Here is a 19,444-nt window from a genome sequence, read left to right as displayed (position 1 = left end):
ACTAGTATAACTCGCATCCTGTTTCTAAGATAGTTTAATGGGGCTTGTGGATGGATAAAAATAATCAAAAATAAGAGAAATATCCAATCTAGATGATCGAAAAAAATCTGTAAAAGTTCGTGTGAATGAAGTACATCCGTACTGTAATGAGAGTAATTTTCACGTACAATGACTAATCAGAAGTTTTTTGAAATTTAGTGAGTTATGGCGACACGCATTACCAATCAAAAATTGTCTAAAAGCAGTCGTGCATGGATGAGAGAGCACTTGGATGATCCTTTTGTGAAAAAAGCACAAAAAGAAGGTTATCGCGCTCGTGCAGCATATAAATTACTTGAAATCCAAGAAAAATATAAAATGATCAAACCAGGAATGACGGTTGTCGATCTTGGTGCAGCACCAGGTAGTTGGTCACAAATCGCTGGAAAGCTGGTTGGTTCTAATGGTCTAGTAATTGCTTCAGATATTTTACCAATGGATGCACTTCCTGACGTGACTTTCTTACAAGGTGACTTCCGAGAGGAAGAAGTTTTTGAAAAATTGTTAAATATTTTAAATGGACGTCAAGTTGACGTTGTAATTTCTGATATGGCCCCCAATACATCAGGTAATAGGGCTGTTGATCAACCGCGCCAAATTTATCTTTGTGAATTGGCTTTGGATTTTGCTCAAAAAGTTTTAGGACCAAATGGACAATTTATTGTTAAAGTGTTCCAAGGTTCGGGTTTTGACGAATTCAGAAAGCAAGTGGTCGATAGTTTTGATGTATTAAAAACAGCTAAACCTGAGGCGTCTCGTGCTCGATCAAAAGAGGTTTTTTTGATTGGACAAGGTCGTAAAAAGGCATTGCAATAAAAGTGTACTTGCCAAGTTGTTAAAAATTGTGCATTTTGTACCTTTTAAGTTTTTTGCAACGCAAATTCATTGCTGTTTTTGTGAAGGTCAGCCAAGATTAGGTATGATCAAATTAGATTGATATGGGAATAAAGCCTTGAGCGATTACTTCAAGAATGCCGTATTGTGGCTCATCATACTCGGTGTTCTGATTTTGATTTTTAGCAACGTCAGTGACCGCAATAAGCCTGCCGCGATGAAATATTCTGATTTCGTAGCAGCAGTTAATGCTGGGCAGATTAAACAAGTCACAATTGACGGTTTAAATATTAGCGGTGAAAAAACCAATGGTTCTTCATTTGAAACGGTTCGCCCGCAAGTTGAAGACACTGAGTTGCTACCAAGCTTGAACAAACAAAATGTTGTAGTTGAGGGGACAGCTCCGCAACGTCAAGGCATTTTGATGCAACTTCTCATTGCGAGTTTCCCAGTATTGCTCATCATTTTATTATTCATGTTCTTCATGCGTAATATGGGCGGTGGCGCTGGTGGCAAAAACGGTCCTATGAGTTTTGGTAAGTCAAAAGCAAAAATGTTATCTGAAGATCAAATCAAGGTAACGTTTACTGATGTTGCAGGTTGTGACGAAGCAAAACAAGAAGTCGTTGAAATTGTCGATTTCTTAAAAGATCCAGCAAAATTCAAACGTCTTGGTGCAACTATTCCACGTGGTGTGTTAATGGTTGGTCCTCCAGGTACAGGTAAAACATTATTAGCTAAAGCAATTGCTGGTGAAGCTAAAGTTCCTTTCTTTAGTATTTCTGGTTCTGATTTCGTTGAAATGTTTGTTGGTGTTGGTGCTTCACGTGTTCGTGATATGTTCGAACAAGCTAAACGTCATGCACCATGTATCATTTTCATTGATGAGATTGATGCTGTAGGTCGCCATCGTGGTTCAGGTACAGGTGGTGGTCATGATGAACGTGAACAAACTTTGAACCAAATGCTTGTAGAGATGGACGGTTTTGAAGGCAATGAAGGTGTGATCGTAATTGCTGCCACAAACCGTGTAGATGTATTGGATAAAGCTTTACTTCGTCCAGGTCGTTTTGACCGTCAAGTGATGGTAGGGTTACCTGACATTCGTGGTCGTGAGCAAATCTTAAATGTTCATTTGAAGAAATTACCTTCAGTGACTGGTGTGGATGTTAAAGTCCTTGCACGTGGTACACCAGGCTTCTCTGGTGCGCAACTAGCAAACTTAGTGAATGAAGCTGCATTGTTCGCTGCTCGTCGTAACAAGAACACTGTCGACATGCATGATTTCGAAGATGCAAAAGACAAAATCTACATGGGTCCTGAACGTAAGTCGATGGTGATTCGTGAAGAAGAACGTCGTGCTACTGCGTACCATGAAGCGGGTCATGCCATCGTTGCTGAAATCTTGCCTGGTACTGATCCTGTGCATAAAGTAACGATTATGCCACGCGGTTGGGCTTTGGGTGTGACATGGCAGCTGCCTGAACAAGACCAAACTAGCCATTATAAAGATAAGATGTTGAATGAGCTTTCAATCTTATTTGGCGGTCGTATTGCTGAAGAAGTTTTCATTAATCAAATGTCAACTGGTGCTTCAAACGACTTCGAACGAGCGACTAAAATGGCTCGTGCGATGGTAACCAAATATGGTATGTCAGAAAGACTTGGCGTCATGGTCTATGAAGATGAAAACCAAAATGGTTTCTTTGGAAATGTTGGTAGTCGTACAATTTCTGAAGCTACTCAACAAAAAGTAGATGAAGAAGTTCGTCGTATTCTTGATCAACAATATAAAGTAGCTCGTGATATTTTGGAAAATAATCAAGATATCGCACATGCTATGGTTAAAGCCTTGATGGAATGGGAAACGATTGATCGTGACCAAATTCGTGACATCATGGAAGGGCGTGAACCCCGTCCACCAAAAGTATATGTTGCTGAGAATCCTGTGGCTGCATTTGAACCACCAAAAGATGGTCCATCTACGCCACCACCATTACCAGCAATGGGTTAATACTTTGAAATTTAAAAGAGCAACTTAGGTTGCTCTTTTTTTATGTTCTAAAAAAATATTAATAAAATGAGCATTTGTTAGCTTGGAAATTGCAACTTTATTATTCTATTGAAAATAAATCATCAGCTTGCGCACTTCAGTCTTGTTAATATATACAAACTAGAGAGAGGAGTGTCTAAATGCAGTTGATGCCATTACCAAATTGTCAGTTGAAGTGTGGTCGTTTAAGTTTAGATTTATCTCAACCTCAAATTATGGGTATTCTGAACGTAACTCCTGATTCTTTTAGCGATGGTGGGTTGCATCATCAAAAAGATCAAGCAGTACAACGTGCGTTACAAATGATTGAGCAGGGCGCTACTATCATTGATATAGGCGGAGAATCTACCCGTCCAAATGCTTCACCAGTCGAACTAGAAGAAGAAATTCGCCGTGTGATTCCTGTGGTTAAAGCATTATCAAAACACGATGTGATCATGTCGATTGATACCAGTCAGCCCGAGGTGATACGTGCGGCAGTGAAAGCAGGTGCACATATTTGGAACGATGTTCGTGCACTCACACGTCCCCAAGCATTAGAAACGGCTGCCGAATTGAATATACCTGTAGTGTTGATGCATATGCGTGGTGAGCCGACTAATATGAATCAGTTAGATCAATATGAAAATGTGACAGAGGACGTGATTCAAGAATTACAACAGCGTCTAGATCAAGCTGTTCAAGTTGGAATCAAGCCTGAAAATATTATTCTCGATCCTGGTTTTGGTTTTGCTAAAAATGCTCAACAGAACTTTCAATTACTAAACGAGTTTTGGAAACTGAATCGCATGGGATTTCCTTTGCTATCTGGTTTATCTAGGAAAAGATTTATTGGTGATGCATTAGCAGGTATACCAGCACAAGAGCGTACAGTAGGGAGTGTCATGGGACATATGTTAAGTATCCAGCAAGGTGCGAGTATTGTTCGCGTACATGATGTTAAGGCGACTAAAGATGCAATCAATGTTTGGAATAGAATGTTGTTCAGTTCATTGTAATTTAAGAGAAATTATGAAGATAAAGATACATTAACATACGGTGTATCTTTATTTTTTTACGTAGAATATTAAGCAAAAGACATATCTAAAAAAATTGAAATTAGATCTAGGGGTTTTAAGATGTATCAATCAAAGAAAATTTTGAGTTTAGCAGTACTCAGTTCTATGCTCGTTGCTTGTGGTAATCCAGTCAGGGAAACAGGCATTGTTGCTATGTCACCGCCGCCGACTGCGCACATGTCTTCGGAAATGGCACGTAAGATGGTTACACCGTCTTACATAGCTGCAATCCCTGCACCTGAGCGAGTAAAACTTGAGGTAAACACAGAAAAATATCAAAAGAATGAAGTCAATCCAGTTCATCGCGTAGCTGAGCAAGCAGTTTCTACTTTTAGTATAGATGTCGATACAGGAAGTTATACCAATACAAGACGTTTTCTGAATGATGGTCGCTTGCCTCCTGTTGATGCTATTCGTGTCGAGGAAATGATTAATTATTTTGATTATCAATATCCTCAACCTGTTGGAATCCATCCATTTTCAGTGACAACGGAAACTGTTGATTCTCCATGGAAAGAAAATGCCAAATTAATCAAAATTGGCATTCAAGCAAAAGATTTATCAGTCAAACAGTTACCTGCTGCTAATCTTGTTTTTTTAGTCGATGTTTCAGGCAGTATGGATGATCCAGATAAATTGCCATTAGTGAAGCAAACATTAAGAATCTTAACTGAACAGCTTCGTCCCCAAGATAAAGTAACGATTATTACTTATGCGAGCGGGGAAAAATTAGTTTTAGAACCCACCTCAGGTGATCAAAAAGATAAAATTCTTCGTGTAATTGATGAGCTACGTGCGGGTGGGGCTACATCAGGAGAGCAGGCGATACAACTAGCTTACAAACAAGCTGAAAAAGCATTTATTAAAAATGGAATCAATCGCATTTTATTAGCCACGGATGGCGATTTTAATGTTGGAATTACAGATTTTAGTACCTTAAAAGCTATGGTGGCTGAGAAGCGTAAAAGTGGAGTTTCTTTGACTGCATTAGGTTATGGTACAGGTAATTACAATGAAGAATTAATGGAGCAAATCGCTGATGCAGGCGATGGTAATTACTCTTATATCGACAATAAGAATGAAGCCAAAAAAGTCGTGCAACGTCAGTTATCATCAACATTAGCCACTGTTGCTCAAGATGTTAAAATTCAAGTTGAATTTAACCCAGCAACTGTTAAAGAATATCGATTAGTTGGTTATGAAAATCGTATGTTGAAACAGGAAGATTTCAATAATGATAAAGTTGATGCTGGAGACATTGGTGCAGGACATAATGTCACAGCACTATATGAAATTATTCCTGTGGGTCAGCAAGGCTGGAATAATGATTCACGCTATCAAGCAAGCACAAAAATCGATGCTTCAAAGAAAACAGAATATGCATTTGTAAATTTGCGCTATAAATTGCCAAATCAAGATAAAAGCATCTTATTGAATCAAGCTGTTCAGCTTGGTAGCAAGCCTCTAGAAAAAGCCAATAGTGATACAAGATTTGCGATTGCAGTAGCTTCCTATGCACAGCAATTAAAAGGTGGACAATATAATGGTGCAATGGGCTGGGATCAGATTATTCAACTTGGTCAGCAATCTACTCAACCTGATCCATACCAAATGCGTGCAGAGTTCGTAGAGCTTGCTAAGATCGCCAAGAATTTAAGTGCACGAAAAGATTAAAATCTGTTTTCTAAAAAGCGGTTGATAGAGCCGCTTTTTTTATGCCTAAATATCGTGCTTTACATGAGATTGTGATATAAGCATGTCGTTTTATTGATGTATTCATTTTTATGTTTGAAAATTTACTTCTCCCGATGTTTGATGATGATTATTATCCCGATATTCTAGTGGCTGAAATCAAACAACATATTAAGCAATTTTCAAAGAAAGTCAGTCGGTCTGATTTATCTGAAATGGAAATTTACGCAGTAGCTCATCAAACGATCAAAGAAATCAATGAGATGAAACCTCAGTTTGAAGATTTAGAGTCAAGTTTAGATGATACAGCCGCAGATTATATCGCTGAAGCTATGATGATGATTGTTCAAGATGCAGGTTATCTTGATATCGAAATGGAAGAGTTAATTGCCAATCGAGAGTGGTAATCACACTCTCGATATAATTATTTAATAATTACTGCTGAGTTACCTCTTTTTCACTCCATAATTTAGGTAACTTTATTTGGCCAGAAATCCAAGCTTCAACTTTGTTCTGTTTTACTCTTTTGTAATATTTACTTTGACTATGAACGAGTAGCCCAATCGTATCTCCTTGTTGAAGATGGGTATTAATGCTTGGTAACTCAACATCTTGATAATTCTGTGTCTTTAAATTTAATCCAGAAACAATTTGGTCATAAAGCTGCTTACGTTTTGGGTTAAATGGCGTTGTTTGTTCATTAAGAGTCTTATATTTCCCTGTTTGAGCTGACTTGACTGCCATTGAAATAAACAAAGTTGCATCATCATTTTCTGTTTCGACAGCAAGTGACAATAAAGACGATCCTGTGATGAAGCTTTTTTGCTTTGCTGTATGGATAGGAATAAATACATCCTGAGTTGTGTTTGGTGCAATCCATGTTTTGTTCAAATCGTAGGATGTAATTGCTTTTAAATCATTGATTTGGATTACTGGACTTTGATCAATACAGACTTCAGGAAGTTCAGATGATGAATTTTGATCTTTTAGTTTGAGGTCGAACCAGCTTATTATGGTTTTTTGTAAATCGTAGCTCTTTTGATTCCCACAACGAATAGATTTTCCAATATACCAAAAAGGTGTACTGCCCAAAGGAGAGTGTTGAGCAAATGGCTGTAGATGCCCACCTTCGACACCGATCAAATGAACTTGACGATTCGCTTCTTGCAAGCATTTTGTTGCTTTCACACCTTCATTAAATGGGAAAAGTACATCTCTAAATCCCTGAATAATTAAAGCATCAGCCTGAGGACGTTGTTCACGTTGGCAAAACCAGCTAGCTTGATGTGTTTTTAGAAAATCATAAATGGAAGGGTTGAGTTGTGGCTGTTGAGTATCTCGATATGCTTGTTTTAATTCTGGGTCGAATTTGTTCCAGTTCCACCAGTCTCCAATCAGATTTAAGAAATCAATCCAATTACTTTTTGGCACACCATTTGGGGCTAAACTTTCAACAATATCGTACCATGTCGTAATAGGAACAATTGCTTGTAATCGTTTGTCTAAAGCTGAAGCAATATATTGCACACCACCTGCATAGGATTCACCAATCATTCCAGCACGAACACCATTTTGATTTTTAGCCAGTTGCGGTAAATTTTGTTCAGCCCAATTTAAAATCGTAATGACATCTTGTGCTTCTTTTTCAGGGTCTGTTAAGCGAATCTTTCCTTGACTCCCCCCATGTCCTCGTTGATCAAAACTGATGACCCAATAGCCTTTTTTCCAAGCTGATTTGGCAACCTGCCCAGTTGGAAGTAGAAAACCATACAAGCTTAGTTCAGGGCGCTTCATGCGAGATAGGCCGAAACCATGTGTATGGAGGATTAATGGGGCAGTTTGATTTGTTGATAGTTTGGGTTGATAGACGGTAAAAGCAATCAAGGTTCCATCAGAAGCTTTTGTTTTGACTTGATAATAACGTTGTTTTAGCTCAGTCGTATGAGCTTTAGAAATTTGATTTGGTTGAACAGTGGCATGCACACAGCCTTGTAAAATCAAAAATACAGCCAACCAAATCCATAAAAGGCTACTACGCATTGATTCTTTCATCCTTGAATAAATCTTTCTATAAGTAGTGTAACTGTAGCATAGCGGGTTATGCTATCGACGAGTCGGTCATTTTACTGACCAACTCGAGTTCTGATTAGCTAGTATTTAGTTCTAGGATAGGTATACGCAAAAAGACCAAAACACAGCAAGCCCAATCCAGTAACCAAATATAAATGGATTTGCTCATGATTAAATAAGGTGCCCCAAATTGTTGCCAGTACTGGTGTAATAATCGTAATGAGCATGACTGTTGTTGGATTGAGTTTTTGGACTAAGTGGAAATAAAAAATCATAGCCAAAACTGAAGAGCACAAAGCACTATAGAGTAAAGCTATAGAGGTTTGAATGCTTGACAGCTCTGTTGGAATTGCTGACAGAAAAAAGGGAAGTAGGCATACATAACCTAACCATGACACGATCGTTGAACCTGTCATTTGAATGATAGGGTGTATACCAGCTCCAACTCGTGCAATTGCAAACATAGATAATACATAGAGCATCACTGCAATGATTTCATAAATCACGCCAACAAGATCAAGTTGAATATCGCGTGAACCGATACCCATTGTCAGTAACAAGCCTATAAAGGCAATCGTCAGACCAAACCATTGGCGGTTATGAAATCGTTCTTGTTTAAGGATAAAAACTGAAATCAAACCTGTCCATAAAGGTGCTGTTCCATAAATGATTGAAATCATGCTCGATGAAACTCGAGTTGCTCCCATATAGCAAAATGTCATAGAACCAAATAATCCTAATGCACCTGCGAGATAACTCATCAGTGCCTGTTTACTGAGGGTTAATTTAAGTCGAAAGCAGACTAAACAAATGAGTGCTAAAGGAATGGCCAAACTGAATCGGATAAATAAGCCCCACGCCCAATGAATCTCATGCACGGTCCAGACGGCTGCTAATGGAGTGAGCGACCAAATCAATACAACCGCAATAAATTGCCCGACTGTAGCAAGGCGAGGGTGAAACATCGCTACAGTCGGCGAAGTCTGTGTTGGTGAAATAAAATTCTTTTGTTGTAACTGTGTCATTTGATAACTTCCTTATGGATAGGTTTTTTTATGCAATAAAAAAGGTCGCTGTTGAGGCGACCTTTCTGTTGTGAATGTTTTATTTAGTTATTCATTTGATCAACGTTAGAAAAGTTTCCTCGCATAAAAATGCAGACACGTCGCCATGCTGCATAGGCTGAGACGCGATGCGAAATTTGTACTAAGCGTGGAGAAAAACTTTTCGATTTAGTCATAAGAGGTTTAACTGAATATTTGTAATTTTTATAACATAAGATATGTCTAAAAAATAGTCGTATTTATAGTGGCAATAAAATAGATTTAAGGAAAATCATATTTTAAAAATTGATTATTAAATAGAATTTCTCATAATAAACAGATCGGGCTACATTGAAGTATTAATTTGTCTAATTTAGAAATTTTCGCCGTTTTAATTAGTATTATTGGCGTTAGCTTAACCATAAAGCGAAATATGTGGTGTTGGGGATTTAATGTATTCGCATGTGTTCTCTATGCATATCTTTTTTTTAATTTTAAGCTCTATGGCGAAACGATTCTACAGTTCTTCTTTGTAGGTATGAATCTATATGGATTGTATGTATGGCTGACAGGAAAACGCCAAGATCATGAAATTCGCGTTGAAACAATAAATATAAAATCGGTGTATCTGCAGATAATTTTAGCGTCGATTGGTGGTTTGTGCTTCGGTGTGTTCCTTAAGCAATTTACGGATGCATCTGTTCCAATGCTGGATTCACAGTTAGCAGCATTTAGTTTACTAGGAACCTATTGGACAAGTCGAAAATATATTGAGACTTGGATTTTATGGATCGTCGTTGATATTGTTTATGTGGGTATGTTTATCTATAAAGAGTTACTATTAACAGCAGGCTTGTATGCGGTATTTGTAGGTTTAGCGGCTTATGGTTGGTGGCAATGGCAACAGGTAAAGCGCAATCAAATTGCGATGTAAGGAAATGGGTAGTCTAAAACTACCCATTTTTGATTTATTGTGCAATGGTATTTAAATAACTTTGTACTGCTTTACGCCCAATAGCAGGATCATCAGTAAATACACCGTCAACACCTGCTTTAAAGTAGAGTTGCATTTCTTTGATAGAGCCAGACTCACAACGTTCGTCAGCTTTTGAGCTGCATTTTAATGATTCAGCCAAGAAATTATTCTCAGGTCTGAAAGTATAAGGATGAACCTTTAAACCGACTTCGTGTGCATCTTTTATAAAGGATGTGGTTGCAGTCATGCTTGCATCTTTAAAGACATATACTTTCCATGGTCCAACACCATTTGCATAGCTTGCCACTTCTTTTAAGCCTTGAGCGGTTGCCATATCTCCATATGTTGTCGAGATTTGTTTAGCAACATAGTCTGCTGGTCGAGCTGATTGTTCATCGTAAAGCTGGATGAGTTGTGCGTGTTTGAGGCTCTTGTGCAAATCTAACTGTTGTTTAAGGTATTTTAAATTGCTTACTTCAAATGATTGAAGATAGATTGGAGCAATATCTCGACTGTATTTATATTTAGATAAAGTTTGAAGTAAACGATCTTCCATTGCTAGATTTTGATTTTGGAAATATGTTGGATGTTTCGTTTCTATATATAAGCCGACAATCTTGCCGGTTTTTTCGTAATGAGCATCAGCAAGTTCAATAATTTGCTCTAGAGTCGGAACTGGATATAAATCATTGTATTTAGTATTTTCTGGTCGATACTGTGGAATTCGTTCACGCGCTTTCAGTTGCTGTAGCTCATTTAAGGTAAAGTCTTCTGTAAACCAGCCTTCAATACTTACGCCGTCAATGACTTTAGTTTTTTTACGATTAGCAAATTCTGGCAATTCTGCAACATTGGTTGTTCCACTAATTTCATTTTCATGACGTGCGACTAACACACCATCTTTGGTCGAAACTAAATCGGGTTCAATGAAATCTGCACCATCTTCGATAGCTTTTTGATAGGAGGCGAGAGTGTGTTCTGGACGTAGAGCACTAGCACCACGATGACCAACGACTAAGATTTTCGGTAGCTCATAATTCGGTTGTTTGGAGTTGGTTTGATCATTATTGTCATCATTACAACCAACTAAACTGAGTAAGCTCAGGCAAATCACTGCTTTTTTTAACATAAATCGACTCTTTCATTTTTAATTAAAGCAGTCAGTGTGCAAATTAAATTTATCAAACGGATGACAATAAGATGATAATTTTATGAATTTTTTATAGATAAAAATAAACCCAGCTTAATCTATTGATCAAACTGGGTGAGATAATAATTTTCTTAGGATTTATTTTCCCAGTAGGGCCAATTTGCCTCAGGTGTAAAACGATAATCTTGATCTAGCCAATACGAATGATTGGAAGAGGATTTATCTTTCAAGCCCATGATATGCATTAAATTCTGATCCAGTTCAGCAGTATTGAGATTTGTGTCTTTATTCACGCCTGTTAAATTTAACTTATCCGACCACATGATGACAGGAACTTGGTAGCCTGCTTTGGTCGTTGGGCTATGACCAGCATAATCTAGTTCATGTCCAACTTCATTACCGTGATCTGAAACTACCGTGAAAGACCTAAAATCAGGTAAATGATCAGCTCTTAAAGTGTCCAGCATTTTTGCCAATAAATGATCTTCATATAGCACTGCATTGTCATAATCATTACGTAAGGAACGAATCCAAGGATCGATATTTCGTGCTTTTAAATCTGATTCAACACGATCATTACTATTACTATTAAATTTATTGAATGTCGTTGGGTAGCGTTCTTGGTAATTAGGATGAGTCCCGATCAGATGTAAAATAATAAGCTTCTTCTCGACGGGATCAGCAAGTGCCTGCTGGTAAATAGGGAGTAAATTTTCATCTAAAGATGAGCTGCTACGACCTGAACGGGTATTTTTATAAATGGCTTGATCCGCATAAGAGCCAAACAATGATGATAGATAACTATCATCTTGATTACTTAGCCAATAAATTTTATATCCTGCTGCTCGAGCATAAGCCAATACACTTTCGGGTGAATATTTTTTATGTTCTGATGCAGGGCTTTCAGTCAATAAAACACGTAAAGCATTGATGGTAGATGACGATGGCGAAAATGCATTACAGAAAACTTTAATCTCTGAAAGTCGTTTATTCAACTCAGGAGTGGTATCTCTAGGGTAACCGCAAATGCCAAGATTCAAACTGGTTAAGCTTTCTGAAAGCACTAGGACATGGGTTTGTTTACCTTTGGCCTGTCGCGTCATGACTAGATTTTTTTCAGCACTTAAATCCCATTGCTTATGTACATTCTTATGTTGTTTTACTCGCCCGCGGAAATCTTGAATCTTAGTTTGATATTCTGTCCAAAAAATAAGAGGATGCACCTTGCGAGAAGGTTTCATCAAATAGCTAGTCAGACTTAATACGGTAAGCAAAATGATAAATGAGCGAAAGATTTTACTTTGCCAAATTTGCTCTACATGTTGAACTTTAATTAATTTAAAGACTGCAAAACTATGCAGCGCGATGAGAATAATTAAACTGATAAAAACAGTAGATACTGCGACTGAATGAAGTTGTAGAAATTCCCAAATTTCTTGGCGATTAGTATTGGCAATCGCTTCAATAATAAAGTAGGCTTCACTATCACTACTGAAAAGAAACCATGTACTTGATCTGAGCAGTGAGTCGAGTAAAAAAATAAACCACCACAACAAAGAAAAAATATACCAGTATGTATTTCTTCGTGTGATTGCAAAGTAAGTAAAAATAACGCCTGGTAGGGATAAAAAACCTAGACGTAAACCATCTGATAGGTTTCCTGCAACAATTAACAAACCACCTGTAACGAGAGCAGGCAACAGAATAAGTAGCAGAATATTAAAACTTTTTAAGCTTGCCGTCATAAATGTCAAGTACAATAGGAGAGAGAGCCGAACACGCTAATATCTGTGGAAGTTCTTGACCTGTCAATCTGTATTTGTGAAGTATTTGATTGCGCAGTAAATTAATTTTAAATGTATGATCTTCATTTCAAAATGCTTCATACATTTAAGATGTGAACCTTGTAATAAAATCCATTATTTCTCCTCATTTCCTTCGATTTGAAATGATATGTTAAAAGGCATGGTGTTTGCTTAATTGTTCAGTAATGATCAAGAACTGAACTACTCTTATTAGTCTCATTTAACAATTGACTGTTTCAGAAAATGGAATGAACAGCCATGCTATCCAAGTTTTTTATTGAGCGACCAATTTTTGCCACCGTACTCGCGATTATCGTTATGGCGGTTGGTATTTTTTCGATACAAAATCTCCCTGTTGAGCGATATCCAGATATCGCGCCTCCTCGAATTACTGTTTCTGCAACTTATAGTGGTGCAGATGCTCAAGCTGTTGAAGATAGTGTTACGCAAGTGCTTGAACAACAGATCAAAGGAATCGACAATTTACTGTATTTTAGCTCCAGCAGTGATGCGAGTGGTAATAGCCGAATAAGTTTGTTCTTTGAACAGGGCACAGATCCAGATCAAGCACAAGTCCAAGTCCAAAATGCAGTTAATGGGGCAATCAATCGTTTGCCTGAAGATGTTCAACGTCAAGGGGTGAACGTACGCAAGTCATTAAGCGATTCATTTATGGTGATTGGTCTAGGTGATAAATCTGGACGTTCAACAAATTTAGATATTTCTGACTATTTGACCAATAACTTTGAGCTTAATTTGAGCCGTATTGAAGGGATTGGTGAAGTTAATATTTTTGGTTCGCAGTATGCAATGCGAATTTGGTTGGATCCACAAAAACTACAGAGCTATCAATTACAAGTTAGTGATGTTCGATCAGCATTAGAAAATCAAAATACTCAAGTAGCTGCAGGTGCAATTGGAGAACTCCCTTCGGTTGAAAATCAATATCTGAATGCGAAAGTGACCTCAGGGTCTTTGTTACGAACATCTGAACAATTCGAAAACATCGTCGTAAAAGCAAATAATGATGGGCAATTTATTTATCTAAAAGATATCGCACGCGTTGAAGTAGGAGCAGAAAATTATCAGGTTTTTAACCGTTTAAATGGTTATCCAGCATCAGGTCTTTCGCTGTCATTGACCGTTGGTGCAAATGTAATGCAAGTTGCTGATGCAGTATATAAAGAGGTCGCTCGATTAGAAAAAGCATTACCTGAAGGGTATTTTGTGGTGTATCCACGTGATGATACTCCTTTTGTAAAAGAGTCTATGTCACAAGTGGTTTCGACATTAGTTGAGGCAATTATCCTCGTTGTCTTGGTGATGTTTATCTTCCTCCAAAACTGGCGAGCAACACTTGTTCCTGCTGTGACCGTACCCGTTGTAATTTTGGGGACGTTTGCTGTTTTATCTGTTTTAGGGATGAGCATTAATACCCTGACATTATTTGCGATGGTATTGGCAATTGGCCTGTTGGTCGATGATGCGATTGTTGTGGTTGAAAATGTTGAACGTCTTATGCACGAACAGCAATTAAGTGCTAAACAAGCTTCGATTCAGTCCATGCAGGAAATCAGTGGAGCATTGGTCGGGATTACGTTGGTTCTAACTGCGGTTTTTATTCCGATGTCGTTCTTTAGTGGAGCAACAGGCATTATCTATCGACAGTTTTCGATAACCCTTGTCGTTGCCATGGTGCTATCACTTTTTGTTGCTTTGATTTTGACTCCAGCAATGTGCGCCATTTTACTCAAACCGCAACAGAAACAGGCGAAATGGGCGGTCTGGTTCAATAATAGTTTGGACAATATCAAAACGCGTTATTTGAAGTTTTCAAGTAAGGTTATTGGTTTTAAAGTATTTTCTTTAATCGCGATTGTTGGCTTAATTGCAAGTTTTGTTTTGGTTTATCGAATTCTTCCAACGAGTTTCCTACCTCAAGAAGATCAAGGTTTGCTGGGAGTACAATTTACGCTTCCACAAGGTACACCGATGAGTAAAACAGAAGCGGTAGGTAAGACGATTTCTGATTATTTCCTTGAAAATGAAAAAGCAAATTTGAATGGTGTCATGGTCATCCATGGTCGAAATTTCTCTGGTACAGGACAAAACCTTGGACAAGCATTTATTTCTCTTAAACATTGGGATGATAGACCTGGTTCAGAAAATAGTGCTCAACAGATTCGTGCTAGAGCGATGCAATATTTTTCCAAAAATAATCAAGCGCGAATCATGGTGATTATGCCTTCAGTGATTCGCGGTTTAGGTAACTCAGACAAAATAGATTTCTGGCTTCAGGATACTCAAGGTCTGGGGCGGGATAGTCTTGTGAAGTCTTTTGAAGCTTTACAACAGCAGGGCAATCAGCAGGATTCTGTAGAGAATCTCGATAAAAAAAGCAATGATGATCAAGCCGTATTAAATATCAAGATCGATTATAAGGCTGCGATGATTCATGGTCTTAATGTAAATGATATTAACCAAACTTTATCTACTGCTTGGAGTGGAAGCTATATCAATGACTTTATTGATCGTGGACGGATCAAACGCGTCTATTTACAAGGTGATGCACCATATCGTTCAAAGCCTGAGGATCTGAACTATTGGTATGTAAAAAATGCCAGTGGACAAATGGTGCCTTTTACTCAATTCAGCCAAATAGATTGGCAAGGTGCACCACCGATGTTAGAGCGTTTTATGGGTTACCCTGCGATCAATCTCGAGGCTGATGCAGCTGCTGGTTTTAGCAGTGGGCAAGGCATGCAAGCGATTCAAACTTTAGTAGATCAAATGCCCGAAGTCGGATTGGAATGGAGTGGTTTATCTTATCAAGAGCAACAATCGAGTAATCAAGCGATTTGGTTATATCTGGTTTCAGTCGCGTTTATTTTCCTTTGTTTAGCAGCACTTTATGAAAGTTGGTCTATTCCATCTGTTGTGATGGCAGCCATTCCTTTAGGAATTGGAGGAACGATTATCTTTAGCTATCTATTTGGCTTTGCTAATGATATTTATTTTCAGATTGCACTACTAACCACGATTGGTTTGTCATGTAAGAATGCAATTTTGATGGTTGAGTTCGCAGCAAGCTTACAGCAACAGGGTCGCAATAGTTTAGATGCGGCATTGCATGCGGCAGGTTTACGTTTAAGACCGATTCTGATGACATCAATTGCTTTTGGTGCGGGTGTTATCCCATTAATGTTTTCAACAGGAGCAGGAGCGCTGAGCCGACAAGCGATTGGTTTTAGTGTGTTTGGCGGTGTGGTTTTTGGAACTGTTTTGGTGCTGATATTTATTCCATTTATGTACGTGTTAGTCACACATTACTTTAAGCCTAAAATGAAAACTGCAAAATTATAGATTATTAAAGCTTTAATTTTTACGGATGAACAATTTGATAGGAGGTATTTTACCTTTGACTCAAATTGTTCATTTTTGTTGTGTAGGTTGAGTATAAAAAGAAATATTTGTAGTATTGCCCTGCCGCATAAGCGGTTCTAAGAGGTTTTGTTCCCTAAATGGACATACATAGTTGTGATTTATTCATAATTTCACATTTTTTTATTCATCAAAATCAGGATGAAGAGCTTCTTTTATCAGTCAAATAATTGACTGTACATCACTCTTCATTGCTGATTATTTGTAGTGAAGAGATCCACATGAGCTATAACAACTTTTTATATTTATTAAGCGACGCGTTAAAAAATAATCATATCGAACTCGCTCTAGCATCGCTAAAAACATTTCGCCCTGTTGATATTGCAGATGTATTGACCCAGTTATCTTTAGATCAAAGTCAATTATTATTGACCCATTTGCCTGATCGTGCCTACGTGTTTTCATATCTAGCACCGAATGCACAAGTCAAATTAGCAAAAGCTATGCCACGAAATACCTTGGCTGAAATCATAGGTGAAATGTCATCTGATAAACGTGCAGATGTATTTAAGTGTTTGGATGAAGATCAACAAAATGCATTGTTGCCTGCACTCGCACAGGCTGAAAGAGAAGATATTCGCCAGCTTGCATCCTATCTAGAAGGAACAGCTGGTGCGATTATGAGTTCGGAATATGCAACCTTAAAACCCAATATGCAGGTCAATGAGGCAATCAAAATGTTGCGTTTAGAGGCTCCTGACACTGAGACGATTTATTTTGCATATGTTCTCGATGAAGCTAGAAAGCTTCTAGGTGTATTATCCTTAAAGCAACTCATCTTGGCAGCTGAAGCTCAAAATATTAATCTACTTATGGAAACCAATGTACTGACAGCTTATGTCGATACAGACCAAGATGAGGTTGCAAAGACGATTGCACGTTATGATCTATTGGCATTGCCGATTATTGATCGCAAGGGCATGATGGTCGGTATCGTGACCTATGATGATGCAATGGATGTGGCAAGTGAAGAAGCAACAGAAGACTTTTTAAAAGTAGGTGCAGTAAATGCATCATCAAAACTTAGTATTAAATCTACTCCGATTCTTCAGCTCTATCAAAAACGTGTCTTTTGGTTGGTGTTTTTAGTTTTTGGTAGTTTGCTTTCAGGTATCGGAATAGCGCGCTACGAAGATGTTATTGCCCAAAACTTAGTTTTAGTTTTTTTCTTACCATTACTTGTGGGGAGTGGAGGAAATGCTGGTTCGCAATCATCTACTCTGATGGTGAGAGCATTAGCGACAGGCGATGTCCAATTTAAGGATTGGTTTCACTTACTCGGACGTGAAAGCCTAGTCGCGTTGTGTTTGGGGGGAACAATGGCGATCGCCGTATCATTACTAGGTTTTTTCCGTGGTGATGAAATGGTGGCTTTAGTCCTTGCCCTAAGTATGATGGGAATCGTATTGATGGGGTGTTTGATTGGTATGAGTTTGCCTTTTATTCTGAACAAAGCTGGTTTAGATCCTGCAAGTGCTTCTGCGCCTTTAGTTACTTCGATTTGTGACGCAACGGGTGTCATTGTTTATTTGTTTATTGCTTCAATGATTTTATTCTAAATTTTAATAATAAATGTACCGACAAAATCTAAAAACTACTTTATTCTCAAGCATAAACGTAGTTTTTAGGTTAGGTTGATGACTGGTCAAACAGAACAAAAAAAATTAACTCAACAGCAAGCAATCGCAGTCGAGCGAGATTTAGCTAAATTTGCTAACACAATGGATAGTTTAGTCCGAATTCCCTTCACGAAACAGGGCGTTGGTGCGGATGCTGCATTAAGCACAATCCCATTTGCAGGAGATATTGCGGGTTTCATTCTGACCATGTATGCCTTTAAAAAAGCAAAAGAAGTTGGTGTACCGCAACATAAATTAGCTGGTGTAATTAAGCTTGCCATTCTCGATATGCTGGTTGGATTTGTACCGATTGTTGGGACACTATTTGATGTATTTATCCGTCCAAGTCGTAAAACATTAGAGATTGTGCATGACCACATCCGTGAGGAATACCAAGTGCATAGTGATATTCATGTGGTACATCCTTTTTTGCATGAGTCTTTGGAACAAAAGCAAAAGACCTCAGCATTTTGGCGTAATCCTATTGTCAGTTGGATTTGGTTACGTATTCCTGATCTATTAGGAATTGCTGTATTGATCTTACTGATTCTCGCTGTTTGGCTCGGTGTCAGTTATTTATGGCAACTTTATCAGTCATTCTAATCGGCTTAATTTGCACTCATAAATATAAATAAAGCCTCCATTAAGGAGGCTTTATTTTGTTTAATCTATTTGAATTATTGAACATTTAATTGTTGTAGAGCTGCTACACGTTGTTCAATACTTGGGTGAGTTTGGAATAAAGCCGCTAAGCTGAAACCTTGCTCTTTACCTTCAGTAATCGCAAAAGCTTTCATTTCTTTTGGCATTTGATCAGGCATCTCTGATTCTGCTTGTAAACGGAGTAATGCAGAAATCATCGCTTGTTTACCCGCTAAACGTGCTCCAGCCTCATCTGCGCGGTATTCACGTTGACGAGAGAACCACATCACAATCGTAGAGGCTAAAATACCAAATACGATATCGAGAACAATCGTAATTGCGAAGTAAGCAAGACCAGGTGCTTCTCCATCTTCACGACCAAAGACATTGCGGTCAATGAAATCGCCTGCTACACGTGCAAAGAACATCACAAAGGCGTTCACAACACCTTGTATCAATGCCAAAGTGACCATATCACCATTTGCAACGTGACCGATTTCATGTGCAAGAACCGCACGCAATTCATCTTTATTCATTCGCTCAAGTAAGCCAGTTGATACAGCTACTAAAGCATCATTCTTGTTCCAACCCGTTGCAAACGCATTTGATTGGTATGACGGGAAGATACCCACCTCAGGCATTTTGATACCTGCGCGTTGGGATAATTGAGCAACTTCTTGTAACAACCACGCTTCAGCCTGATTTCGAGGCGCATTTGGGTCAATTAATTCAGTTCCAGTGGTTTTTTTAGCCATCCACTTCGACATGAAGAGGGAAATTAATGAACCCACCATACCAAAGACAAAACAGACGACCAAAAGGTTGCCTAGATTCAAGCCACCCGCGCCATGGTAACTACCGACACCGAAGAGTGACAAGATAATGCCAGCTACAACCAGTACCGCGAGGTTGGTTAGCAAGAACAAACCAATCCGCATCATTGAGAAAACCCTCATGTAAAGAAAAAGTAATCTGATTTATAAATTTAAATCATGATCATAATATGCAGGGCGATGCTTAAA

The 19,444-nt window shown here is 38.3% G+C and carries 14 protein-coding genes; 9 read left to right on the top strand and 5 right to left on the bottom strand.

The features are described from left to right. The first annotated feature begins 204 nt into the window (after positions 1–204). From rlmE to IRT38_RS14380, 5 genes are all read left to right on the top strand, one after another. Positions 205–855 (top strand): 23S rRNA (uridine(2552)-2'-O)-methyltransferase RlmE, encoded by a 651-nt coding sequence (gene rlmE, locus IRT38_RS14400; RefSeq protein ID WP_004908277.1) that lies wholly within the window; start codon positions 205–207, stop codon positions 853–855. 136 nt (positions 856–991) lie between these two features. Next, positions 992–2,887 carry an ATP-dependent zinc metalloprotease FtsH gene (gene ftsH, locus IRT38_RS14395; RefSeq protein ID WP_004956031.1) on the top strand — a complete coding sequence of 632 codons (1,896 nt, stop codon included), beginning with the start codon at positions 992–994 and terminating at the stop codon, positions 2,885–2,887. Between the two features lie 179 nt (positions 2,888–3,066). Continuing rightward, positions 3,067–3,924 carry a dihydropteroate synthase gene (gene folP, locus IRT38_RS14390; RefSeq protein WP_194598078.1) on the top strand — a complete coding sequence of 286 codons (858 nt, stop codon included), beginning with the start codon at positions 3,067–3,069 and terminating at the stop codon, positions 3,922–3,924. Between the two features lie 120 nt (positions 3,925–4,044). Continuing rightward, complete coding sequence (locus IRT38_RS14385; protein ID WP_194598077.1) at positions 4,045–5,658, top strand: vWA domain-containing protein; 1,614 nt, start codon at positions 4,045–4,047, stop codon at positions 5,656–5,658. 110 nt (positions 5,659–5,768) lie between these two features. Next, positions 5,769–6,083, top strand: coding sequence for a DUF5713 family protein (locus tag IRT38_RS14380; protein WP_004956036.1), 315 nt, complete (start codon positions 5,769–5,771; stop codon positions 6,081–6,083). 28 nt (positions 6,084–6,111) lie between these two features. Here IRT38_RS14380 and IRT38_RS14375 read toward each other — a convergent pair whose 3' ends face one another. After that, entirely contained in the window at positions 6,112–7,716 is a 1,605-nt protein-coding gene (locus tag IRT38_RS14375; RefSeq protein WP_194598076.1) for an alpha/beta hydrolase family protein, read from the bottom strand. Positions 7,717–7,826: 110 nt separating this feature from the next. Then, positions 7,827–8,771 carry a DMT family transporter gene (locus IRT38_RS14370; RefSeq protein ID WP_194598075.1) on the bottom strand — a complete coding sequence of 315 codons (945 nt, stop codon included), beginning with the start codon at positions 8,769–8,771 and terminating at the stop codon, positions 7,827–7,829. Positions 8,772–9,153: 382 nt separating this feature from the next. Here IRT38_RS14370 and pnuC point away from each other — a divergent pair, with 382 nt between their 5' ends. Further along, positions 9,154–9,723, top strand: coding sequence for a nicotinamide riboside transporter PnuC (gene pnuC / locus IRT38_RS14365; protein WP_194598074.1), 570 nt, complete (start codon positions 9,154–9,156; stop codon positions 9,721–9,723). A gap of 34 nt (positions 9,724–9,757) precedes the next feature. Here pnuC and IRT38_RS14360 read toward each other — a convergent pair whose 3' ends face one another. Further along, positions 9,758–10,894: a glycerophosphodiester phosphodiesterase gene (locus IRT38_RS14360; protein ID WP_194598073.1), complete on the bottom strand. Its 1,137-nt coding sequence runs from the start codon at positions 10,892–10,894 to the stop codon at positions 9,758–9,760. A gap of 152 nt (positions 10,895–11,046) precedes the next feature. Next, positions 11,047–12,660 carry a phosphoethanolamine transferase gene (locus tag IRT38_RS14355; protein WP_194598072.1) on the bottom strand — a complete coding sequence of 538 codons (1,614 nt, stop codon included), beginning with the start codon at positions 12,658–12,660 and terminating at the stop codon, positions 11,047–11,049. A 318-nt stretch (positions 12,661–12,978) separates the two neighbouring features. Between IRT38_RS14355 and IRT38_RS14350 the strand changes: the two genes are divergently transcribed. The 3 genes from IRT38_RS14350 to IRT38_RS14340 all read left to right on the top strand — a co-directional run bounded on the left by IRT38_RS14350 (position 12,979) and on the right by IRT38_RS14340 (position 18,383). Continuing rightward, entirely contained in the window at positions 12,979–16,083 is a 3,105-nt protein-coding gene (locus IRT38_RS14350; RefSeq protein WP_194598071.1) for a multidrug efflux RND transporter permease subunit, read from the top strand. A 299-nt stretch (positions 16,084–16,382) separates the two neighbouring features. After that, a complete protein-coding gene (gene mgtE, locus IRT38_RS14345) occupies positions 16,383–17,720 on the top strand; it encodes a magnesium transporter (RefSeq protein WP_194598070.1) in 1,338 nt (445 codons plus the stop codon). A 78-nt stretch (positions 17,721–17,798) separates the two neighbouring features. Beyond that, positions 17,799–18,383 carry a DUF4112 domain-containing protein gene (locus IRT38_RS14340; RefSeq protein WP_004908234.1) on the top strand — a complete coding sequence of 195 codons (585 nt, stop codon included), beginning with the start codon at positions 17,799–17,801 and terminating at the stop codon, positions 18,381–18,383. Between the two features lie 74 nt (positions 18,384–18,457). Here the strand turns inward: IRT38_RS14340 and htpX are convergent, their stop codons facing one another. Next, positions 18,458–19,363, bottom strand: a complete 906-nt coding sequence (gene htpX, locus IRT38_RS14335; protein ID WP_004908232.1) for a protease HtpX — start codon at positions 19,361–19,363, stop codon at positions 18,458–18,460. Between the last annotated feature and the right edge of the window lie 81 nt (positions 19,364–19,444).

Origin of the sequence: Acinetobacter sp. SK-43, assembly GCF_015351505.1 — a bacterium.
In the GTDB taxonomy this organism is placed as follows: domain Bacteria; phylum Pseudomonadota; class Gammaproteobacteria; order Pseudomonadales; family Moraxellaceae; genus Acinetobacter; species Acinetobacter junii.
This window is presented reverse-complemented; position numbering and strand designations above follow the sequence as displayed.